The sequence below is a fragment of the Marivirga salinae genome (assembly GCF_030503855.1).
GTDB lineage: Bacteria > Bacteroidota > Bacteroidia > Cytophagales > Cyclobacteriaceae > Marivirga > Marivirga salinarum.
In genome coordinates, this window is the sequence record NZ_CP129971.1 from 3,053,623 (window position 1) to 3,075,012 (window position 21,390).

Sequence of the window (21,390 nt, forward strand, 5' to 3'; positions counted from 1 at the left end):
ATTGTAGAAAAAAGAAGCCAGAATTCTGATATTAATAATTTAATTAAAATACTGAACTTTATATATTTTTTATACAATTTATATAGAATTTAAATGTATTTTTCTAAGAAAATATAATATATTTATGTTTGCTTAATACATAAATCAATTTCTATATCATTTAAATGGCAAAGCGATGATCCAAAATTATATAAAATTCTTCATATGGTGTACTGCATTGCTATTACATTCGAACTCTTTTTCACAAAGTAGCCAAGATAATGATAAAGATAGTGCAATGATTGCTCTTGAAATCAGCAACGCCTATTCCGAAAAAGCATTATGGTACAGGAGTATGGATCATTTTAATAAGGATAGTTCTCTTTATTATACAGCTAAGGCTTTAGAGGTTCTTGATGATCAGGAGCCTCTTCATAAACCAGCACTTAAAAGGTTAAATTTTAAAAAACAGCAAATAGTAGAAGAGCTTTCAGCTGATCAAGTTTTGGCTTTAAGTAGAGCCTACCAAGATAAAGCCTTATGGTATAAAGAGATGCCTCATTTCAACCGCGACAGTACTGTTTTTTATTTTGACATGGCTGCCCTCCTACTCCAAAATAGCCAGCCCTTACACTATGAAGGCTTGGCTAAATTGTATCTTGATATTACGGATAGATCAAATAGGTCACATAACTTTAATGTGGTGGATTCGCTGGCTCCTATCGGTTGGTCGTATTATGAAAAAATCCCGGAAAGTAAGAGAGACAAGGTTTTGGGTTATAATTTATTAAATAACTGGGCTATGATAAAAATTATCAGAGGAGAACCTAAACCTGGCCTTGAGCTTTTTGTAAAAGCACTGGATTTAGTCAAAGATGATCCCCGACCTGAAATTCAGCTTAAAGTAATGAAAGATAAGGGAAGGTTTTATTACCAAAATGGTTTGCCTGAAGAAAAAGAATTAGGAGTTCAATATCTAAAGCAAAGTATGATCGGTTATCAAAAATCAGAGTTCCCTCAAAAAAATGAAGCGCTGATTCTCAGTTACAAACTTTTAGCCTACCATTACGAAGACCTCTCAAAACCTGATTCAAGTGTCTATTATTTAAATAAAATAGAAAAACTATTACCTCAAATTACAAACCCATTCCATCATGCTTGGCATTCTTACGCAATGGCTGGTAGCTTGATTGACAGAAAAAAATATGAAGAGGCAAAATCTTATTTAGAAAAAAACATAAAGTTCTTAGAGGAATACAACCTTCGGACCATTGATATTTACCAATTCTCTTATTTTCTATTGGGAGATATTGCAGAGATTAAAGGTAAATACGATGAAGCAATTAAATATTATGAATTAGCCAAAGAGGCTTCCATTGCCATAAACACCAATGCAAACACGGCTTATTTTATTGAATTATTATCCGGAATATATGCACGCACAGGAGATTATAAAACTGCTCTCGAATACTATAAAGAGTACTCCAAGATTAATAATGTTATCGAAGTAGAAAGAAATGAAAGGAGCCTTCGAGAAAGCGAATTACAAATGAATGTACTCAATAAAGACAAAGAGCTTGCCGCTAACCAGCAAAAACAAACCATCTATATTGGTTCTCTAATTATTGGTGCTTTGTTAATCGGATTACTATACCGCAATTATAGGCTTAAGCAAAAGAGTAATGATAAACTGCAACTATTAAACGAAGAGTTAGGCCAAAAAAATCTATTGCTAGATAAACGAAACGCTGAAAACGAACTGCTACTAAAAGAAATACATCATCGTGTAAAAAATAATCTGGAACTGGTCAAGAGCTTAATTTCATTACAATCCGCTCAAATAGAAGATCCTGCCACTAAAGAAGCCATGATAGCCAGTCAAAACCGAGTTCAATCTATGGGCATTATCCACCAAAAGTTATATCAGGGAACAAACTTAGGGTGTATAGAAATGAAGGATTATTTCCTAAATCTGGGTGAAGGAATTTTGGACACCTTTAATGCAGAAGAAAAAGTAAAAATCGAGTGTGCCATGGAAAATTTAGAACTAGATGTGGACACTGCAGTCCCTATTGGGCTTATTGTTAACGAGCTTTTGACTAATGCATTGAAGTACGCATTTCCGAAAAATGAACAAGGCACCATCCATATCAGTTTAGAAAAAACAACTGATAGTAATTTAAAATTGAAAATAAAAGACAACGGAGTAGGTAAAGTAGTGGGACTAGCCCCTAAAGGGACCGGTTTCGGTTCGCAGTTGGTGCAATTATTAACCCTGCAATTGAACGGTAAAATGCAGGAGCATACTAATGAAGGCACCCATATTGAATTCGATTTCTTATTAAAGAAAAGTGCATAAATGAGCGAAAAGTTTAAAATATTAATTGTTGAAGATGAAATGCTGATTGGGGCAAATATTTCATTACAACTAAATGAATTGGGATATGAGGTTACTGGCATCGTTCCCAGAGGTGAAGAAGCACTTCAGCATATTGAGAAAACCACTCCTGACATCATGCTTCTGGATATAAATCTGAAAGGAGACTTAGATGGCATCCAGACCGCTATAGAGATGCAAAAAACACATAATATCCCCATTATTTATTTGACAGCTAATACTGATGAGGCACATTTCAACCGGGCTAAAGAAACCAAACCATTTGGATTTATATCCAAGCCTTTTAAAAAATTAGATTTACAACGGACGATCGAATTAACTATTAGCCAGATGGATAAGAAAATCAGAATGCATACTGATTCAGAATCTCTAAGCAGTAATTCTTTCATTTTAAGTGATAGTATTTTTGTAAGGCATTTAAATTCAATGGTTAAGGTAGAAATTAAGGACATCCTCTATATTGAAGCGGAACGGAATTATTGCCGAATATTTTCAAGTACTAAAGAATATTTGGTGGTCTTGTCGCTAAAAGAAATGGATGAAAAACTCCCTGCTAAGCATTTTCTAAGAACCCACCGTTCTTATATCATCAATCTTTCTCAAATTAAAGAGATAGCTGCAACTCATGTTGTGATAGGGAACAAAGCTCTTCCTGTCACAAAAGTGCAAAGGGAAGAATTGTTAAAGCGCATACAAGCTATTTAATTCCTTTGGACATAAAACCAGCACCTTCGGACAATAAATCTGGGCTTTCGTCCTTGATCGGTTTGATTCCAAGTTGATAGTCAGTTGATTAGCAAATGTTTACGAAGCATTTAAACTAATCCACTATCATTATGAAAGCTTTAACTCAGAAAACCGAACGACTACATTCTCTGGATTCACTCAGAGCCATTATGATGATGCTAGGTATCGTATTACACACCGCCATCACTTATACTGGTGGTGAACCTGGTCCTGGCTGGCCAATAAAAGATCCAGAGGCAAGCAACGAATTGTTAAAATGGCTGGGCTATACCATTCATAATTTCAGGATGCCCATTTTTATGTTGGTAGCTGGTTTCTTTGCTGCCCTCCTATTTTATGAGCGATCACCAAATAAAATGATTGTTAACAGGATGAAGAGAATCGTACTCCCATTTATCCTTTTTGTTATCTTACTCTGGCCACTGGTACAACTCGGTTTTTCATATTCACAACAGATCTTTGGACTTGCTCATACTTATACCTTCTCTAGTTTTTTCGAAAATCCCTTTAACCTTATCCCCGATCGGACCATGCACTTATGGTTTTTATATTATCTGATAATGTTTTCTGTGGTCTCTTTCGGTTTAGGTAAACTGATGCAGCATTTTCCTTCCCTAACGAAGCAAATAAGCAAGGTATTCAATCAAGTGATTACAAGGCCATTGCTAAAACTGGTAATACTATCACTCATTACTTTTTTGATATTGCTATCGATGGATGCTTACTGGGTGGCCACCTCACTAAGTTTTGTGCCTGATGGTGGTACTTTTAGCTTTTACTTCTTCTTCTATTTAACTGGATGGATATTCTTTAAGTCAAAGCATTTATTATCATCCTTCATGCAATTTGACAGACTGTTTACTTTCTTAGGCCTAGGTATATTTACCCTCTACTTTTTAGCGGACACAACAGAATTCTCTAATGCGCTAACAGCAGGTATCAGATCGGTGACTTGTTGGCTCTTTATTTTTGGTTTCACAGGTTTGTTTTTGAGGTATTTTAGTAAGCATTCGGCAATTGGGCGCTACATTTCAGATTCCGCCTATTGGGTGTATTTACTTCACTTGCCCCTAACTGCATTTTTGCCAGGATTACTGGCAGGCTGGGCGATACCTGCCTTACTTAAATTCACCATTGTTGCATCAGCTACAACCTTTATTTGCTTTTTCACCTACCACTATTTTGTGCGAGCAACCTTTATTGGGGAGTTCCTAAACGGAAGAAAATATTCCAGAAAACTCGATGATATAAAACCTTTGGAGAAGCCGGTGATGCCCAATATGACTTTAGTAACTGATGACAAATGAGGCAACTATATGAAGGATCAAGTGTTTGAAGAAACTAATAACAATTTAAGTTCAGAATAAAGAAAACATGAATTATAAACTGAATATAACAACTGTAATATCATAAGCCAAGAGTTGTACAAAAGCTAAAACAAAAACCATAAACTAAAATTCACTCATGAAAAAAGCACTAATCATTCTGATTTTAATTCAGATTTCAAATACTGCTATTGGTCAAGAAAGAAAAGACTTCTCCCTTTCCTTCAATCATATGGCACTATCAGTTAAAGATATAAATGTATCAACTACATTTTACACAGACGTTCTTAATTTGAAAATCATTCCATTGCCCTCGGAGGTTAAAGACGTAAAATGGATTTCAATGGGCGAAGGAAAAGAATTACACCTAATATCAATTTTAAAAGATGAAATTAAGACAAACAAGGACGTTCATCTTGCTTTTTCAACTGCCTATTTTGATGAATTTGTTCAGAGACTTACAGAAATGAATGTTGAATACTCTGATTTCCCTGGAAACGTGAATAAAATTAACATAAGACCTGACGGAATAGAACAAGTTTACTTTCAAGATCCGGATGGCTATTGGATAGAAGTGAATAGCATCAAATGATAAATAAAGTCATTGTACAATAACAACTGCACACAAAGTGGCTCAATAGTTCATGAGTGTACAGAGCCAATAATCAAATAACCAAAGAACCCTTTTATCTAGAGATTAATTATGAAAATCAAAAATACAGCAATAGCAGTTATCACAACGATATGCCTCTGTTCCGGTCAACTGCTGGCCCAAAAAAGTAACTATAGCGAAATCATTGCTAAAAAAGCCGACCAAATAGAACAGAAGGTGATTGACTGGCGTAGGGATATTCATCAAAATCCAGAATTGGGTAATCGAGAAATTCGGACAGCAGCTATAGTAGCAAAACATTTAGAGTCTTTGGGTATGGAAGTAAAAACCGAGGTGGGCATTACTGGCGTCATTGGAATTCTAAAAGGTGGACTCCCTGGTCCAGTTGTAGCTTTAAGAGCAGATATGGATGCCTTACCAGTAACAGAGCGAACTCCTGTTCCTTTTGCCTCTAAAGTGAAAGCGGTTTATAACGGCAATGAAACCGGGGTGATGCATGCTTGTGGTCATGATGTTCATGTAGCAATTCTAATGGGAGTTGCTGAAATTTTAACAGGCATGAAAAATGAGTTAAAAGGAACTGTTAAATTTATTTTTCAACCTGCTGAAGAAGGCGCTCCTAAAGGAGAAGAAGGAGGTGCAGAACTGATGGTAAAAGAGGGTGCATTAGACAACCCTAAAGTGGATGTCATTTTTGGACTTCATATTATTGCTCAGGTAGAGGTAGGAAAAATCACCTACCGACCCGGGGGTATGTTTGCAGGAGTTGCAGACATGAAGATCACAGTAAAAGGAAAATCATCCCATGGTGCTGAGCCCTGGTCATCAATCGATCCAATTGTGACATCGGCCCAAATCATCAATAATCTTCAAACTATTATTAGCCGCAATGTAAAAATTACCGAAAATGCAGCAGTTGTCACTATTGGAGCCATTCATGGCGGAAATCGTTCCAATATTATTCCTGAGCAAGTGGAAATGTTAGGCACAGTACGCACCTTAAGTGAGTCTGATGAGCAACTCATTTTTGAACGTATTCGCCAAATAGCTACCAAAACGGCAGAAGCAAATGGTGCTGAGGCCATTGTGGAACTACCCTATTCATCACATTACCCTGTTACATTCAATAATCTTGAACTTACTGCCAAAATGCTACCGACTTTAAAGAAAGCAGCTGGTGAATCGAATGTAATTTTGGTGCCAGCAGAGACTGGAGCAGAGGATTTTTCATTTTTCGCCAACGAAGTACCAGGCCTTTATTTTAACATTGGCGGTTTGCCAAAGGGTAAAGATCCAGAAACTTCGGCTCCGCATCACACGCCAGAATTTTTTCTTGATGAAAGTGGGTTTGTAACTGGAATTAATGCCATGGTCAATTTGGTAGTGGATTATATGGAAATGGAAAAGTAGTACCAAAATGAATCAGTAGAAACGTATTTGTATGGAAGCGAATATATATAGAGGAATAGGTTTTTACGGGTCAGAGTAACGGCATTTTACGTATGGAAAATAAAGATTTTTTATCACCTTCCACACCACTTTCACTTTCCGCTAAATTTTCCTTCGGACAAAAAACCAGCCCCTTCGGACAGTAAATCAGGGTGTACGTCCTTGATCGGTTTCTATGTTCATAGTTAAGTGCTTATTTAGATTTACAGCTATGGTCTGAAAATTTAAAACGAATTGCAACGAAGCTATTAGAAAATATGAATATTAAACCAGTCAGCACCTCCAATAGGATCATTTATTTAGATATTCTACGTGGCTTATCTATTCTATTTATTTTTATTGCCAACAGTTACTCATTTGCCGGTTGGTATGCTATGCCGGATGAAATGTATACTCAGTTTAGTGGAGGTCACTTGAATACAGTGGTCAAAAAATTAACTGTGGTTCTGGTTGACGGAAAATGGTATTCTATTTTCTCCATTCTCTTTGGTATAGGATTTATCATGCAATATGACAGCGCCAAAAAAATAGGTAAATCTTTCCCCCTCTTCTTTAGTAAAAGAATGTTGGGACTCTTGCTGTTTGGCCTCATCCACTTATTCTTTTTTTGGATAGGTGACATTCTTACCTTATATGCCTTATTAGGATTTATATTGATTTTTTTCAGGGACTTGTCCAGCAGAAAATTACTGATTACGGCAGGTATTTTACTATTGCTTCCCATCATTCATTTATTGCTGATGATTGGCTTCGATACTTTCTACCCTCTGACACTTTTTGAACCACTTGCTCACTATCTTAATCATAATAATTTTCCTATTGCGATGAATATAAACGAGGTAGATTGGTTTGCTTTCGACCACAATTTCCTCAATGTAAATAGTTGGCACCAGTTTTTTACTACTAATCTTGGTTTGCCCATTCTTCGATACCTGGAAATACTGATGGAAGGAAGAATCTTCAAAGTATTGGCTTGCTTTTTAATTGGCATCTGGGCCGGAAGGATGATCCTCCATGAAGGCTTACTAGAAAATAAAAGCCTATTAAAGAAAATCGTTTTATATGGCTTCCTGATTGGATTACCGATGAATATAGTGCTGGCTATTGCCAAAACACAAGCTGGAGGTTTCTGGACTATTATTAATTACATAAGCTATGCATTCGGTGTTGTTCCGCTGGCTTGTGCCTATGCAGCAGGTGTCGCCTTGCTTTTGCAAAAAAAGAATAAAATCATGCTACTATTGGCTCCGGTAGGTCAAACGGCTTTGAGTAATTATATTTTTCAAACGTTCATTTCAGTAATTATTTTTTATGGTGTAGGGTTTGGACTTGCTTTCGAACTGCCTTTGTGGGCTGTAATTATTGTTGTGCTTTCTATATATAGTGTACAAGTTATTCTTTCCACTCAGTGGCTTAAGTATTTCAGATTTGGCCCATTAGAATGGATTTGGAGAATAATGACTTACCAAAAATTTATAACTAATAAGAAAAGTGAATCTGCCGCTTCACAAAAACCAATCATACCTTCAGTTTAAAATTATCTGGATAATAAAAAGAATCTATTTAGGACTTGCTGAAAAAGCCTCAGTTGAGTGAAAACAGAATGAAGGAGATTTCTCAGGTTTTTATCCAACTCCCAATTAATTTATAATTTTCCTTCGGACAGAAAACCAGCCCCTTCGGACAATAAAGTAAAGTCTTCGTCCTTGATCGGTTTCTTATTTCATTGATAAGCGCTTAATTAGTTTTAATAATTGAGATTTCTGCTTTTCAAAGAATCGATGTATTAGTCAAATAATAATCGGAAGTAAGAGAAGAAATAAAAAATACGGATGCACGAAAAATAGCTAATGAAAAATATATGTAGTGAGCAAAATTGCCAGAAACAATCTCCTTAAATCAAAACTGAATACCATTATGAAAAACAATACCAACAATACCGAAAGAAGAAAATTTATTAAGAACTCTGCTCTTCTAACTGTCGGTCTGATTACTGCACCACTAATCAGCTATTCTAAATCAGAACCAGCTCGCACCACAGATAGCATTTATTTAATTGGACCTCAAGAAGGATACTCTCCTCAAATTGGTACGCTATTGTCTACCATGACAATGATGCGTAAATGGGTCATTGATACGGTCAAAGACTTATCAACCGAACAATTAGATTTTCAAATAGACGATCAATCAAATTCCATTGGTGCAATGCTTCTACATCTTGCTGCCACTGAAAGGTATTATCAGTTAAATACTTTTGAAGAAATGGAATGGGGAACTTGGGGCGAAGGAATAAAAAAAGAATGGGATATAGCAAGTGGTCTTGGAGAAGACGCACGAAAACAAATAAAAGGGAATGCTATTGATTTTTACTTATCAAAGCTTGAAGAAGTAAGGGAAATAACAAAAAAGGAATTTGCAAAAAGAGATGATGATTGGATTTTTAAATCTGAACCATTTTTCAATAATGAACTTACAAACAATTATTGTAAATGGTTTCATGTATGCGAACATGAATCGAATCATCGAGGGCAAATGAAGTTTATAATTCAAAGATTTCAAGCATAGTTGCACAGAAAAATAGTGTCTTATCAACTGAAAATAAATGGACTAACTGAACTTTTAGATTTGACAATGGAACCAGATACATCATTACTTTTAGCGACTGGACGCATACTCATTTTTGCTTCGCGCCAGTAATAAAAACTCTATGAATAAATTCCCAAACGCATTCGTCATCATACTTTCTGCAATACTCTTTGCATGGATATTAACTTTCATCATTCCTAAGGGAAACTATCAGCGAGAATTTGATACGCTAAATAACCGAAATAATGTGGTACCCAATTCATATGAACAAAAAGAAGCACCACAGCTTTCAGCTTTCAATGCGCTCCTTGCCATACCTAAGGGTATTGCTGGGCGAGCCGATTTAATTACATTAATTCTATTGCTGGGGGGATGTTTCTATTTAATTGAAAAGACGGGAGCACTTAATCAGGGTTTAAATCAACTCATCACATTGCTGAAGGGAAAAGAGCTTTTCGCTTTAGCAATTATCATCTTATTGTTTCTGACGGCCGGATTTACCATTGGTCTACAAGAAGAAATTATAGCCTTGACCCCTATTTTACTATTGTTTGGACGGACCCTTGGCTACAATCCATCAACAATTGTAACAGCCAGCTATGGATCAGCTGTTGTAGGTGCCGCCTTCAGTCCTTTAAATCCTTTTGGAGTGGTGATTGCTCAGAAAGAAGCCGAGTTAGCTTTACTATCCGGCACAGCCTACAGATCAGCATTTCTGCTTATTGCCGCTGTAGTTTGGACCTTAATCATCCTTCACTATGCGAGGAGAAATCGTGTGGAAAAAGCTAAACTGGAATTAGATATTACAGGATTAACGACCAGAAACAAAATAATTTTGGCATTACTTGCGCTTACATTTGCTATTGTTACTTTCGGATTGATAGTGCTAAACTGGGGTTTCATTGAAATGTCTGCGTGCTTTTTTGCTCTAGGCATAGGATGTGGATTAATGGCAAATTTTGGTTTCAATAAAACTACTGAACTATACGTTGACGGTTTTAAAGAAATGGTTTCTGCTTCTATAATTATTGGTCTTGCAAATAGCATTTCAATTATTTTGAGTGAGGGTTTCATTGTTGACACCATTGTGTACGGGCTTTTTTCTCCCTTAAATAATATCCCCCCATCCATTTCTGCTGTTTTGATGATGGTATCACAAGCCATTCTTCATTTTCCTATACCAAGTTATTCAGGACAGGCGATTCTAACGATGCCGATTTTAACACCTCTGGCTGATTTGATAGGTCTTTCACGCCAAGTGTGTGTTCTTGCTTATCAGTATGGTGCCATCACAATGGATATGATTGTGCCTACAAATGGTGCTTTAATGGCTGTATTAGCCCTCGCAGAAATTAAATACAATCATTGGATCAAGTTTATCATAAAACCAACCTTATTGATTTTAGGAGTTGCGGCTATCGCAATTTTAATAGCAGTACAAATCGGATACGAATAAAGCTGATAGCAGTCAAAGAGCAGCACAGATAGATTCTAATTCCAATGCCTCCTATTTTCCTTCGGACAGAAAACCAGCCACTTCGGAAAGTAAATCAGGGGCTTCGTCCTTGATCGGTTTCTATTTTCATGGGTAATCACTTAATTAGATTTAAGTTATCGGCTTTTTTTATCATCGATAATTAAACAAGTAATTATCAGAAAGAAAAGAAAAAATAAAACATACAAACACACATAAAAGGTATAGTGATAACTTTTATGTCATTTGCAAAAGTTAGCAGCAAGGCCGCAAACAAAGCAGAAAAACAGTAATTATGGCAAAAAATTCAAATATTGAAGTTAGATATGCTCAAATTCCTAAAGACATTGAGCCTATTAAAAAGCTATGGTTTGACTATTTAGTTTGGGGTAACCACAAAATGCAAGAACTATATGGCGTCCATCCTCATAATCCAAAAGAAGCGGTTGAACAGGACATTCAACAAATAAGTAAATTTCAACCACCATTTGGACAACTAATTATAGCAGTTTATGAAGGTAAAATCTGTGGACTTGGAAGCCTAAAAAGCATCAATTCCGAAATCGGAGAAATAAAACGAATGTTTGTTGACCCAACTTTCAGACGAATTGGCGCAGGACGAGCTATACTTGAAGGACTTTTAATAGAATCGGAAAAAGCTGGCTATAAAAAGGTTCGACTTGACAGCCCTAAGTTTATGGAAGCAGCTCACTCGCTCTATAGAAGTTTAGGCTTTCATGACATTGAAGCCTATCCAGAAATGGAAATCCCAGCTGAATTTAAAGACTATTTATTATTTATGGAAATGGATTTAAGGATGCTGCATTATGATAAACTCAACTATAAAATAAAAACCGGGGAAGCCGAAAACTTATCAAATTAGGCAAAACACAATTTAATACAATGATGAAAAAAACTAAAATCCATCTTTTCTACTTGATTATAATCTTTACCGGCTACAATCAAATCTGTCTGAGTCAAAACAAACAGCAGGCGGAAACTACAAGCGATTCTTTAACAGTCACTAAACCCTCTGATAATCAAATTATAGCCTACAATAATTATTTTGACAAGAATTATGAAAGACATATAGACGAATTGATAGATTTAATTTCTTACCCCTCTTTATCTATGCAAGCTGATCATCAAAATGATTTAGAGGAAGCTGCAGAATTCCTTAAAAATAAACTAATCAATATTGGCTTAGAAAAAAGCCAAATAAATTTCTCTAATGGCTTGCCGATAGTCACTTCGGAATACAATCAGCATAAAGATCAGCCTACAGTCCTTTTTTATGGACATTTTGATGTGCAACCTGTCAATAGAGAGCAATGGCAAAACGATCCTTTTAAAGCAGAAATCAGGGATGGCCGATTGTATGGTAGAGGAGCCACTGATGACAAAGGCCCTATTATAGCCTTAATAAGCACTCTTGAAGCCTTAATGACTATAGATGGCAAGCTTCCAGTAAACATTAAAATCCTGTTAGATGGCGGAGAAGAAATTGTGAGTTCGCATTTACTAGGCTGGTTAGCCGATCACAAAGATTGGTTAAAAGATATAGATTTTGGCATCAATATAGATGCAGCCATGCATAGTGATGAGCAGGGTTTGATATGGAAAGGCCTTCGTGGTGCTTCGGATATAGAAGTCACTTTAACTTCCGCCAATACTGATTTACATTCAGGTATTTATGGAGGCGTTGCACCAAATGCTGCAGTTGCCGCCTCTAAAGTAATTGCTTCTATGTATAATGATGATGGATCAGTTGCCATTGAAGGATTTTATGATGATTTAAAGATATTCTCTGAAGCCGAAAAAATAGAAATCGCTGCTTCTGTAGACAAAAACCAAGAAGCAGATGAATTGAGGAAATTTGAAATTGATCAATGGATTGGAGAAGCCGACTACACCTTTACTGAACGAACATGGATTCGTGGATCAATGGATGTCACTGGTTTTAAATCAGGTTATACTGATGGGAAAGCCTCTATTATACCGCATAAAGCTTGGTTCAGGATTATGACACGATTGGGGCCAGGTCAGAACCCAGAAAAAATTAACAGCTTGATTAAAAGCCATATCGAAAGAAATATTCCCTGGGGAATCCAAGCAGAATTTAAAGCAAGTGGAATGGCTGCAGCTACTGTCTTAAATGAAGATGATTTGGGCTATAAGATTGGAAAAAAAGTGCTAACTGACTTCTTCGGAATTGCTCCAAAAATCCTCTACATAGGTGGGACTATTCCAGCCCTATCTTTTATCCCTGATGCAGGCGGACCTGATTTAGTCTCGATCGGCTTTCAGCGAAGTGATGAGAATTTTCATGCCGACAATGAATTTATGAGAATTGATAGCTTTAAAAAAGGTCAACGCATATATGCGCAATTAATCCATGCATTTGTCAATCAAAATCGCAATAATCCTAAGTAAAATTATAATTAGAACCTGATGAAGCTTACTGAAATACTAATGAAAAAACACCTACTTATACTACTAGCCTTACTCCCTCAATTTTCATTCTCCCAAACAAGAATTATCGACATGCATGTCCATTCTTACTCTGACAGCGACTTTGGGGAAAGAGAACCGGCTACGGATCATTATGGAATCAAAGGCTCAACGAATGCCGAAGAACATCGCCTAGAGACTTTTAAGCTTTTTGAGCAATTCAATATTGTAAAAGCGGTGGTCAGCGGAAATCCTGAAAGCGTAGCAACATGGGCAGAAAAGGATAATTCCGATCGAGTGATTAAAGGAATCTTGCAATTTGCTCCTGATAGCTATAATATGGACACCGTCCGCTTTGAGCAAATGATAAAGGATGGAGAAATTGAAATATTTGGAGAATTAGGACCCTATTACAGCGGAACCACGCTAAGCGATCCTGAATGGCAACCATATCTGAGAATCTGTGAGAAATATGATATTCCTGTAGCCGTCCATACAGGTGGTGGTGAACCATTAGGTACGCATACATGGGCACCAAAAGCAAGGCTTAAATTAGGTGATCCTTACCTTATTGAAGATGTGCTGGTAAATTATCCGAAACTGAGAATCTACATGATGCATGCCGGTGGTGAAGATTGGCCTGAGCATGCCATCCGACTTATGGCCTATTATCCACAACTATACACCGATTTGGGTGTGATGCTATGGGTGGAGCCCAATACGCAGCGGTACATTACAGAATTTCTCAAAAACATTAAACATGCCGGTTATCTGGACAGGGTCATGTTTGGCTCGGATCAGATGATTTGGCCTTACGCCATCGAAAAGTCAATTGATTTCTTAAATAGCTTGGAATTCCTCACCGAAGAGGATAAAGAAGGAATATTTTATAGTAATGCCGCGAAATTTTTGAAGTTGAAAGATTGACCTAACACCAATTCACATGATCCTATGAATAAAAATATATTACTTCTGGCCTTTGTATGCCTGCTTGGGTGTTCTGAGAAAAATGAATCATTGAACCAGATTGTTAAAGCTTTTGGCTTCAATGAAATTCCTGATTCAAGCTTTGTGATGCAGCCAAAGGCACAATTTGACTCATCTGATTATACGATTGAACCTAAGCATTTAAAGAAATATTATGACCATCCTGGCGAACTTGGCTACATAGCTCAAGGTGAAGACTATGATTTTAATTCCCTTTCTGTAATAATGGCAATGGCAATACCAAATGGAGGGCCTCCGTTGCATTCGCACGGCATGGAGGAATTGCATATAGTGTATGAAGGTACTGTAGAATACATCATCAATGAGAAACGATTTACGGCAATTGGACCCTACATAGTGAAAATTCCAGCAGGCGCTCCACATGCATTTATGAATCGAGGGGAAACTCCAATAAATATTGTGGGCATATTACCCGAAAACAACACGAGCTATCATGAAATTGGACCAAATCCGCTATTAAAAAAATAACTTTAAAAATTCATGCTCTTTGATTAACAATTATAAGTACTTAAAACCAACTGAGTAATGCTTCTCCTACTTAGAAATATCAGAAGAAAGCTCATGCAAAACAAAAAAATTGGATCTTACCTTCTTTATGCAATAGGCGAAATTGTATTAGTAGTGATCGGTATATTGATTGCCGTAAGCATTGACGACTGGAATTCAGAAAATAAAAAGAAAGCCAGCCAGTCTGCCTATCTTACTGCACTGAAATCAGAATTTGAGGGAAACAGTGAGAAGTTAAAACAAGTCCGTTTAATCAACCAAAATAATATTCAATCAGCTCGAGCGCTATTACAATTAATGGGAACTAGCCCCAACAAAGTTTCTGTAGAAAAACTTCGTTTACTAGTGATTGGAACCATTGCCGCAGAAGTGCAATATCGACCAAACGTTGGAGTAATAGAAGAGATTATATCATCAGGCAAATTAGATCTATTTGAGAGCGATAGCATAAGGTATTTGCTTACCGGCTGGAGTAGTGAACTAACTAAAGTTCAGTTTCAGGAGAAAGAAGAAGTGATTCGTTTCCGATAAGTGGTGATAGAAGAAATGATGAAAACTATCAGCCTAAAAAATGCCACCTACGAATATCAAAACAATGTATTCAATTTCAGCCCTTCTAAATTGCATTCGAATGATTTTGACTTATTGAATTCCTTGTATCTCGAAAACAATTTGGTAGGTTTTATTTCAGCAAGCGAATTTCTGGAAATAAGATACGGAGATTTAGAACAGAAAATTTCCATCATCATTCAACATATAAAAAGTGAACAAAACCAGTTGTAGATGCTATTCATCCTGAAAAAATAAGAAAAAAACTACTGATGAACAAGAACGCGAAAAACTATATCCTTTATGTAGTAGGCGAAATCTTGTTGGTGGTGATCGGAATTTTAATTACCCTTCAAACCAATAATTGGAATAGTGGTAAGCAGCAAAGAAATCTTGAAATAATGTACTTAACTGAAATTAAGCTGAATTGGAAGCTTGTATAAGACAGATAGAGCAGGAATTGGCTGCAGTAACAGCACTGAATTATTATCTATTTTATTATTAGTAGTAGTCTGGAAATTTGCCAGTTAAAGTAACTTGCATTCATCAATCTAGAGGAAGAGTCTCCTCATTCCATTCAATACGTAAGCTATACTGAAAAAATAAGGAAGATATTCTATCGCTTCGGAAATAGAATCATAAGTTAATTTCCTCCTATTCCCTTTTATACTAGAAAAGCTTCGGACAGAAAACCAGCACCTTCGGACAGTCAATCGGGGGTTTCGTCCTTGATCGGTTTCATGGTAGTGTGAATATCGGTTACTTAGATGTGTTGAAAGTACGATTTTTAACGAAACTTAAAATGATACGCAGCACGCATAGCAATTCTATAGTAGGTAAAAAAATAGAGCCAGCATTAAATAGTTAGGTTAGCGTGAGGAGAGGGTGTTAATGAAAATTAGCCCCTTTTTTATTTTCATTATAGGGGTTAATAATTGTCAATTCGGAACTACAAAAGACATTGCTAACAGAAAAAACTGGCATTTTGTGGAGATGAAAATAAATCAATTTACTAATTATTAGTGTACGTAAAAACCAAATGAAGTGAAATTATCATTAAAAGTCCTAAACCAATCAACCATTGTTTCTGCATTTCTCCATCTTAAGCTTATTATATGTTTTATTATTTTCTCTTTTAGCTTGATAGCACAAAAGGGGACAGCTCAGATTATAGGTTCATTACTAAATCAGAATCAAGAGCCAATTGGATTCTCTACCGTTGCACTTTTTGACAGTGATTCCGTTTTGAAGCATGGCGCTATTAGTGAGCTTAATGGAAATTTTATTCTTGAAAATGTCACTTCGGGAGTTTATACTTTAGTCATCAAAAATATAGAGTACAGCCCCTTTTCAATTCCTAATTTGAAGGTGGTCGAAAACGAAGTGAACAAATTGGGAGCGATTACTCTTGAAAAGGCCTCTACCAATATGGACGAGGTGGTGGTAACTGGAAAGAGAGAATTACTAGAAGTCCACCCTGACAAAATAGTTTTAAATGTTGCTAATAGCATTAATGCCTCTGGTAGGAATGGTTTAGAGGTGATGAGGAGTGCTCCAGGGGTAATAATAGATCCTGATAACAATATCATTTTACAAGGGAAAAGTGGCGTAAGAATATTTATCAATGGCAGACCAAGCAGGCTGTCCGGAGGCGATTTGGCTACATTTCTTCAAAGCATGCAATCTGATAATATAGAGGCCATTGAGGTAATCACTAATCCCGGTGCAAAATATGAAGCAGAAGGTAATGGTGGCATTATAAATATCAGACTAAAAAACAATGTTAATTTAGGCTATAACGGCAATTTAACGCATAGTTCTTCAATAGGTAAAGAGCCTCGGATGAGCAATGGACTTACCTTCAATTATGGTAAGGATAAACTGGGAATTACCGCCAATTTAACCCGCTTCGATAACGTTTTTTCAAGAGCCTTTCTTGATAATCGCCAACAGGAAGGTTTTGAAGTCAACCTTCTAAACACCGACAGGTCGATCCAGCAAGGATATAACTTCTCGACCAGCATTACCTACACAATTAATAAGAAGCATTCTGTCAATTTCTCTAGTGGTGCAGTACTCACAGATGGAGACTTTACCGTAAAGGCAAATACTGATATTTACAGAGAAAGCACGCCAGTAATTGATCAGCTTTTAATCTCTAAAACACTAACTGATTTAAATTCAGATAACCTAAATTATAACCTTAACCACCAATGGAAGCTTTCCGAATCTTCCTCCCTTTCTACAGATCTTAGTTATGGAAGATTCAGAAAAGGCACCCGCATTTATCAGCCTAATGACTACTATGAAGCAGGTGGCACCGTCAAGATAGGCGAAGTAAATAATGGCTTTGACACCGACACAAATATTGATCTTTATTCTGTCAAAACGGACTACGAAAAGACTTTCGATAAATTTAATATCTCTGCAGGTTTTAAATACTATCAGGTAGAAACAGTAAATGATTTCATCGTAAGCAATGTAGTAGAAAATGAATATTTTGTTGATGAGAGCAGAAGTAATATTTTCAATTATACGGAGCAAGTAGCTGCTGCTTACCTCAATAGTAAGTTCAGCTTTTCAAAAAACCTTAAGGCTAATGTAGGAATCAGAGTAGAAAATACTGCCTCACAGGGTATACTGGAAAGTTCAGTAGCTACTGAAAATGACCATGTGATTCGCAATTATACCAACTTCTTCCCCAATGTTGGGCTTGCTTACACAAGGGGCAGATCAGATTTCAATATAGGTTATGGGAAACGTATTGCGAGACCCAACTATGAGCAATTAAACCCTTTCGAACAAAAAGAAAGTGAGCTTTTCATCTTTAAAGGAAATCCATTTCTTTCCCCTAGCTACACTACCAATTACCAACTGACCTATTCTTTTGATAAAGCACTTGTTATTTCGAATACCTATAGTGTTACGGAAGGGTATTTTGCCACCATCAATGAAACGGATGGAGCGGTTGCTTATTTTGTTCCGCAGAATATGCAAAGCACTACCAATTATGGTTTTTCGATCAGTTATCCTGTTCAGATAGCTAAATGGTGGGAAGCCTCCTATTTCGCGACCTACAATAGAAGAACTTATGATGGAGATTTTGAACAAGCCACTATTGATCTTGATGTCAACATCTACTCCGGTAGATCGCAGAATTCCTTTAAGCTGCCATTGGACCTTACCATGGATGTGAGTGTATTCTATAATAGCCCCTGGATTTGGAGAGGCTCAGTTGAGGTAGGCGCATATTCTGGAGTAGACATAGGGTTGAAAAAGATGTTTTTGAAAGATAAGCTACAAGTCATTTTAAATGCCAATGATGTATTTAATGGCTACACCCATTATACATATACTGGCGAGTATGGCGGGATGACCATGCAGGGCATTCGGTCTTTCGACAACCAAAGATTTGGAATTAGTCTCACCTATAAATTTGGTAACCAGCAAATAAAAAGTCGCAAGCGCAGAGGTGGGTTGGACGATGAGTTGAATCGTATTGCTGACTGAACACTGTTTGTACGGAGGCTTTGGCTTCTGTGCAAAAGGTGTTTTTCTAAAGTAAGTCTACGCTAAAATCTATATCACTAATCAATTTCTAAAAACTCCTAAGAACAAATGAAAACAACATCGCCTACTTCGCTAACGCCACTTCAACCTACCGACCGTATACATTCCTTAGATATTATGCGTGGTATTGTACTATTCGGAATTTTGCTGATGAACATTCATATGATGGGCTTAGCAAATGCTTACAGTGATCCTACGGTATCTGGGGGCTCAACAGGTTGGGACCTTTATACTTGGATGGTGACCAATATGCTTTTTGAGGGGACTATGAGGGCGTTATTTTCACTCCTATTTGGTGTGGGCATGTATATTTTATTAGATAGATTAGAAAAAAAAGGTGCAGGCTTAAAAGCGGCAGATATCTATTTTAGACGTTTGCTGTGGCTATTAGTTTTTGGCCTAATACATGGATATATATTGCTTTGGACAGGTGAAATATTGTACAACTATGCACTCATGGGTTTTTTAGTTTACTCTTTCCGCCATATGTCTCCTAAAAAATTGATCAGCATTGCTATTCTTTTAATGGCATTTGGCGCAGCATGGAGTTATATTGATTATGAAAAGGATGTAAAATTCATGGCTGATGTGGAGCAAGTAAGTCAATATAAAGCCGAAGGAAAAGTCCTGACAGACGAATTGAAAGAAGCTTCTCTCAAATGGGATAAGATCCAGTCAAAAAGAAGTCCTGAAGCTGTCGCAAAATTCAACAGCAACATGAGAGAAGGATATTTTGATTTAGTCGCATTCCTGGCGCCTATCAACAGGGATTATAATCAGCATGACCCTTATCGATGGGATGTTTGGGATGTTTTGAGCATGATGCTTATTGGAATTGCTTTTTTTAAATTGAAAATTCTATCAGCCAATAAGTCCTATCTCTTTTATGGTATGATGGTATTTATCGGCTATTTGATTGGCTTAAGTGTCAATTATTTCGAGACTATGCATATCGTAAATCAGGATTTTTCGCTTCTTAGTTACTCCAAAAGCAATATTACTTACGATTTGGGGCGTCTGCCAACGGCTATTGGTCATATTGGGCTAATACTCATATTTTGTAAGCTACCTATCCTGAAATGGCTGAAAAATGCATTATCGTCTGTAGGCAAGATGGCCTTAACCAACTACGTGATGCATTCTGTATTTGCCATGTTCATTTTCACGGGCGTTGGTTTCGGTTTATTCGGGACCTTCTTCAGACATGAGCTATTGTATATTGTTTTTGTAATCTGGATTTTCCAATTAATCTTAAGTCCCATCTGGATGAAATATTTTCACTTTGGCCCTCTAGAATGGATCTGGAGAAACTTAAGTTATCAAAAAAGACATCCTCTGAAAAAAGTAAGAGTGGAGGCAAAAAACACAATACATCCTGCGAGAGGCAATTTAGAAAAACAGTTATAATGACATGGCTCAAATGAAGGTAACAAAGACCCTCGTACCCACTAATATTGGCTTTACAAAGCCAGTGGAAACTGTTATGGAAATCAAAACAGATCGAATAGAATCCATTGACATCTTGAGAGGTGTAGTTATGGTTATTATGGCTTTAGACCATGTGCGAGATTATTTCTATTTCGGCTCATTTTTTAATGATCCAACTAATTTAGAAACTACTACTTCAGTGCTATTTTTCACGCGATTCATCACTAACTATTGTGCGCCTGTATTTGTGTTTTTAGCAGGCACTTCCGCCTTTTTATACGGAGCTAAAAAATCAAAGTCGGAACTCTTCAAATTTCTATTCTCAAGAGGCCTATGGCTGATTTTTCTAGAAATAGTAGTCAATAATTTCCTTTGGACCTTCGACTTCACGTACAGCTTTAAAATCTTTCAGGTGATCTGGGCAATTGGATTTAGCATGCTCTGCCTATCATTTTTAATTTTTTTACCTAAAAAAGCAATTTTTGCGGTAGGTGTTCTCCTTATTGCTGGACATAATCTATTGGATGGAATCGTGATGGAAGGTCAAAGTTTTCAATCTATTATTTGGTACTTACTACATCAGGAAAACTTTCTAACCCTTGGCTCGGATCATTTGGTAGTTATGAAATATCCACTTATTCCATGGATTGGTTTAATAGCTTTGGGGTATTTATTTGGTACATTTTATCAGAAAAATTATGATCCCAAGCTTAGGAGAAAATGGCTCTTGCGTTTAGGTTTAGGTGCTCTAACTTTCTTTTTCATCTTTAGAGGATTCAATATCTATGGCGACCTCGTACCATGGACTTTACAAAATACCGACACTAACACGATCTTAGCGTTTTTTAAAGTAACAAAATATCCGCCATCACTATTATTTCTTTGCATTACAATGGGCCCTGCCATGCTGTTTTTAGTAACATTTGAAAACAGTAAAAATAAGCTAAGTAATTTCTTTTTGGTATTTGGAAGGGTGCCACTATTCTACTACTTTCTACATATTTTAATGATTCACGTTTTGGCTATAATTGGCCTTTTAATATTTGGTGGCAACTGGCAGGACATGATTCTAACTGGAGAAAGCTTTATGGCAGGAAAGCTGGCAACCTATGGTTACTCGCTATTGACAGTCTATTTAGTGTGGATAGGAATCGTGCTATTACTCTATCCCTTGTGCAAACTATACATGCAGTATAAAGCGAATAACAAAGAAAAATGGTGGCTTAGCTATTTGTAAATTTGGCATCAATCCTAATAAATACTATTACAATGAAAGCTACACTACTATTTTTAACAGTCTCGATGT

At 36.6% G+C, this 21,390-nt stretch carries 18 protein-coding genes; all 18 read left to right on the top strand.

The genetic code is table 11. The features are described from left to right. The first annotated feature begins 175 nt into the window (after positions 1-175). Positions 176-2,338: a tetratricopeptide repeat-containing sensor histidine kinase gene (locus tag QYS49_RS12810; protein ID WP_308347782.1), complete on the top strand. Its 2,163-nt coding sequence runs from the start codon at positions 176-178 to the stop codon at positions 2,336-2,338. Then, positions 2,339-3,082, top strand: coding sequence for a LytR/AlgR family response regulator transcription factor (locus QYS49_RS12815; RefSeq protein WP_308347784.1), 744 nt, complete (start codon positions 2,339-2,341; stop codon positions 3,080-3,082). It begins immediately after the preceding gene. 131 nt (positions 3,083-3,213) lie between these two features. Continuing rightward, complete coding sequence (locus tag QYS49_RS12820) at positions 3,214-4,431, top strand: acyltransferase family protein (RefSeq protein ID WP_308347786.1); 1,218 nt, start codon at positions 3,214-3,216, stop codon at positions 4,429-4,431. Positions 4,432-4,588: 157 nt separating this feature from the next. Then, positions 4,589-5,041 carry a VOC family protein gene (locus QYS49_RS12825; RefSeq protein ID WP_308347788.1) on the top strand — a complete coding sequence of 151 codons (453 nt, stop codon included), beginning with the start codon at positions 4,589-4,591 and terminating at the stop codon, positions 5,039-5,041. Positions 5,042-5,152: 111 nt separating this feature from the next. Continuing rightward, a complete protein-coding gene (locus QYS49_RS12830) occupies positions 5,153-6,472 on the top strand; it encodes an amidohydrolase (protein WP_308347790.1) in 1,320 nt (439 codons plus the stop codon). A gap of 296 nt (positions 6,473-6,768) precedes the next feature. Continuing rightward, positions 6,769-8,046: a DUF418 domain-containing protein gene (locus QYS49_RS12835; protein WP_308347792.1), complete on the top strand. Its 1,278-nt coding sequence runs from the start codon at positions 6,769-6,771 to the stop codon at positions 8,044-8,046. 382 nt (positions 8,047-8,428) lie between these two features. Next, on the top strand, positions 8,429-9,076 hold the full coding sequence (locus QYS49_RS12840) for a DinB family protein (protein ID WP_308347794.1): 648 nt from the start codon (positions 8,429-8,431) through the stop codon (positions 9,074-9,076). Positions 9,077-9,218: 142 nt separating this feature from the next. Continuing rightward, positions 9,219-10,553 carry a YfcC family protein gene (locus QYS49_RS12845; protein ID WP_308347795.1) on the top strand — a complete coding sequence of 445 codons (1,335 nt, stop codon included), beginning with the start codon at positions 9,219-9,221 and terminating at the stop codon, positions 10,551-10,553. 313 nt (positions 10,554-10,866) lie between these two features. After that, entirely contained in the window at positions 10,867-11,454 is a 588-nt protein-coding gene (locus tag QYS49_RS12850) for a GNAT family N-acetyltransferase (RefSeq protein WP_308347796.1), read from the top strand. A 23-nt stretch (positions 11,455-11,477) separates the two neighbouring features. Further along, positions 11,478-13,004 carry a M20/M25/M40 family metallo-hydrolase gene (locus QYS49_RS12855; RefSeq protein WP_308347797.1) on the top strand — a complete coding sequence of 509 codons (1,527 nt, stop codon included), beginning with the start codon at positions 11,478-11,480 and terminating at the stop codon, positions 13,002-13,004. A 39-nt stretch (positions 13,005-13,043) separates the two neighbouring features. Then, entirely contained in the window at positions 13,044-13,949 is a 906-nt protein-coding gene (locus QYS49_RS12860; protein ID WP_308347798.1) for an amidohydrolase family protein, read from the top strand. Positions 13,950-13,973: 24 nt separating this feature from the next. Continuing rightward, on the top strand, positions 13,974-14,498 hold the full coding sequence (locus tag QYS49_RS12865) for a cupin domain-containing protein (RefSeq protein WP_308347799.1): 525 nt from the start codon (positions 13,974-13,976) through the stop codon (positions 14,496-14,498). A gap of 57 nt (positions 14,499-14,555) precedes the next feature. Next, the gene (locus QYS49_RS12870; RefSeq protein ID WP_308347800.1) at positions 14,556-15,068 is read left to right on the top strand and encodes a DUF6090 family protein; all 513 of its coding nucleotides are present in this window, start codon (positions 14,556-14,558) and stop codon (positions 15,066-15,068) included. A gap of 15 nt (positions 15,069-15,083) precedes the next feature. Then, positions 15,084-15,320 carry a hypothetical protein gene (locus QYS49_RS12875; RefSeq protein ID WP_308347801.1) on the top strand — a complete coding sequence of 79 codons (237 nt, stop codon included), beginning with the start codon at positions 15,084-15,086 and terminating at the stop codon, positions 15,318-15,320. A 38-nt stretch (positions 15,321-15,358) separates the two neighbouring features. Beyond that, positions 15,359-15,529, top strand: coding sequence for a DUF6090 family protein (locus tag QYS49_RS12880; RefSeq protein ID WP_308347802.1), 171 nt, complete (start codon positions 15,359-15,361; stop codon positions 15,527-15,529). Between the two features lie 601 nt (positions 15,530-16,130). Then, complete coding sequence (locus tag QYS49_RS12885) at positions 16,131-18,596, top strand: TonB-dependent receptor (protein WP_308347804.1); 2,466 nt, start codon at positions 16,131-16,133, stop codon at positions 18,594-18,596. 108 nt (positions 18,597-18,704) lie between these two features. Continuing rightward, positions 18,705-20,063, top strand: coding sequence for a DUF418 domain-containing protein (locus tag QYS49_RS12890; protein WP_308347806.1), 1,359 nt, complete (start codon positions 18,705-18,707; stop codon positions 20,061-20,063). Positions 20,064-20,076: 13 nt separating this feature from the next. Continuing rightward, positions 20,077-21,321: an acetyltransferase domain-containing protein gene (locus tag QYS49_RS12895; RefSeq protein WP_308347807.1), complete on the top strand. Its 1,245-nt coding sequence runs from the start codon at positions 20,077-20,079 to the stop codon at positions 21,319-21,321. The last annotated feature ends 69 nt before the right edge of the window (positions 21,322-21,390 follow it).

What these genes read in the sequence shown, in the direction of transcription:
- QYS49_RS12895 (WP_308347807.1), top strand. Translation starts at nt 20,077, where the DNA reads ATGAAGGTAACAAAGACCCTCGTACCCACTAATATTGGCTTTACAAAG.
- QYS49_RS12825 (WP_308347788.1), top strand. Translation starts at nt 4,589, where the DNA reads ATGAAAAAAGCACTAATCATTCTGATTTTAATTCAGATTTCAAATACT.
- QYS49_RS12810 (WP_308347782.1), top strand. Translation starts at nt 176, where the DNA reads ATGATCCAAAATTATATAAAATTCTTCATATGGTGTACTGCATTGCTA.
- QYS49_RS12890 (WP_308347806.1), top strand. Translation starts at nt 18,705, where the DNA reads ATGAAAACAACATCGCCTACTTCGCTAACGCCACTTCAACCTACCGAC.
- QYS49_RS12855 (WP_308347797.1), top strand. Translation starts at nt 11,478, where the DNA reads ATGAAAAAAACTAAAATCCATCTTTTCTACTTGATTATAATCTTTACC.
- QYS49_RS12875 (WP_308347801.1), top strand. Translation starts at nt 15,084, where the DNA reads ATGATGAAAACTATCAGCCTAAAAAATGCCACCTACGAATATCAAAAC.
- QYS49_RS12830 (WP_308347790.1), top strand. Translation starts at nt 5,153, where the DNA reads ATGAAAATCAAAAATACAGCAATAGCAGTTATCACAACGATATGCCTC.
- QYS49_RS12860 (WP_308347798.1), top strand. Translation starts at nt 13,044, where the DNA reads ATGAAAAAACACCTACTTATACTACTAGCCTTACTCCCTCAATTTTCA.
- QYS49_RS12845 (WP_308347795.1), top strand. Translation starts at nt 9,219, where the DNA reads ATGAATAAATTCCCAAACGCATTCGTCATCATACTTTCTGCAATACTC.
- QYS49_RS12865 (WP_308347799.1), top strand. Translation starts at nt 13,974, where the DNA reads ATGAATAAAAATATATTACTTCTGGCCTTTGTATGCCTGCTTGGGTGT.
- QYS49_RS12815 (WP_308347784.1), top strand. Translation starts at nt 2,339, where the DNA reads ATGAGCGAAAAGTTTAAAATATTAATTGTTGAAGATGAAATGCTGATT.
- QYS49_RS12835 (WP_308347792.1), top strand. Translation starts at nt 6,769, where the DNA reads ATGAATATTAAACCAGTCAGCACCTCCAATAGGATCATTTATTTAGAT.
- QYS49_RS12850 (WP_308347796.1), top strand. Translation starts at nt 10,867, where the DNA reads ATGGCAAAAAATTCAAATATTGAAGTTAGATATGCTCAAATTCCTAAA.
- QYS49_RS12870 (WP_308347800.1), top strand. Translation starts at nt 14,556, where the DNA reads ATGCTTCTCCTACTTAGAAATATCAGAAGAAAGCTCATGCAAAACAAA.
- QYS49_RS12840 (WP_308347794.1), top strand. Translation starts at nt 8,429, where the DNA reads ATGAAAAACAATACCAACAATACCGAAAGAAGAAAATTTATTAAGAAC.
- QYS49_RS12880 (WP_308347802.1), top strand. Translation starts at nt 15,359, where the DNA reads ATGAACAAGAACGCGAAAAACTATATCCTTTATGTAGTAGGCGAAATC.
- QYS49_RS12820 (WP_308347786.1), top strand. Translation starts at nt 3,214, where the DNA reads ATGAAAGCTTTAACTCAGAAAACCGAACGACTACATTCTCTGGATTCA.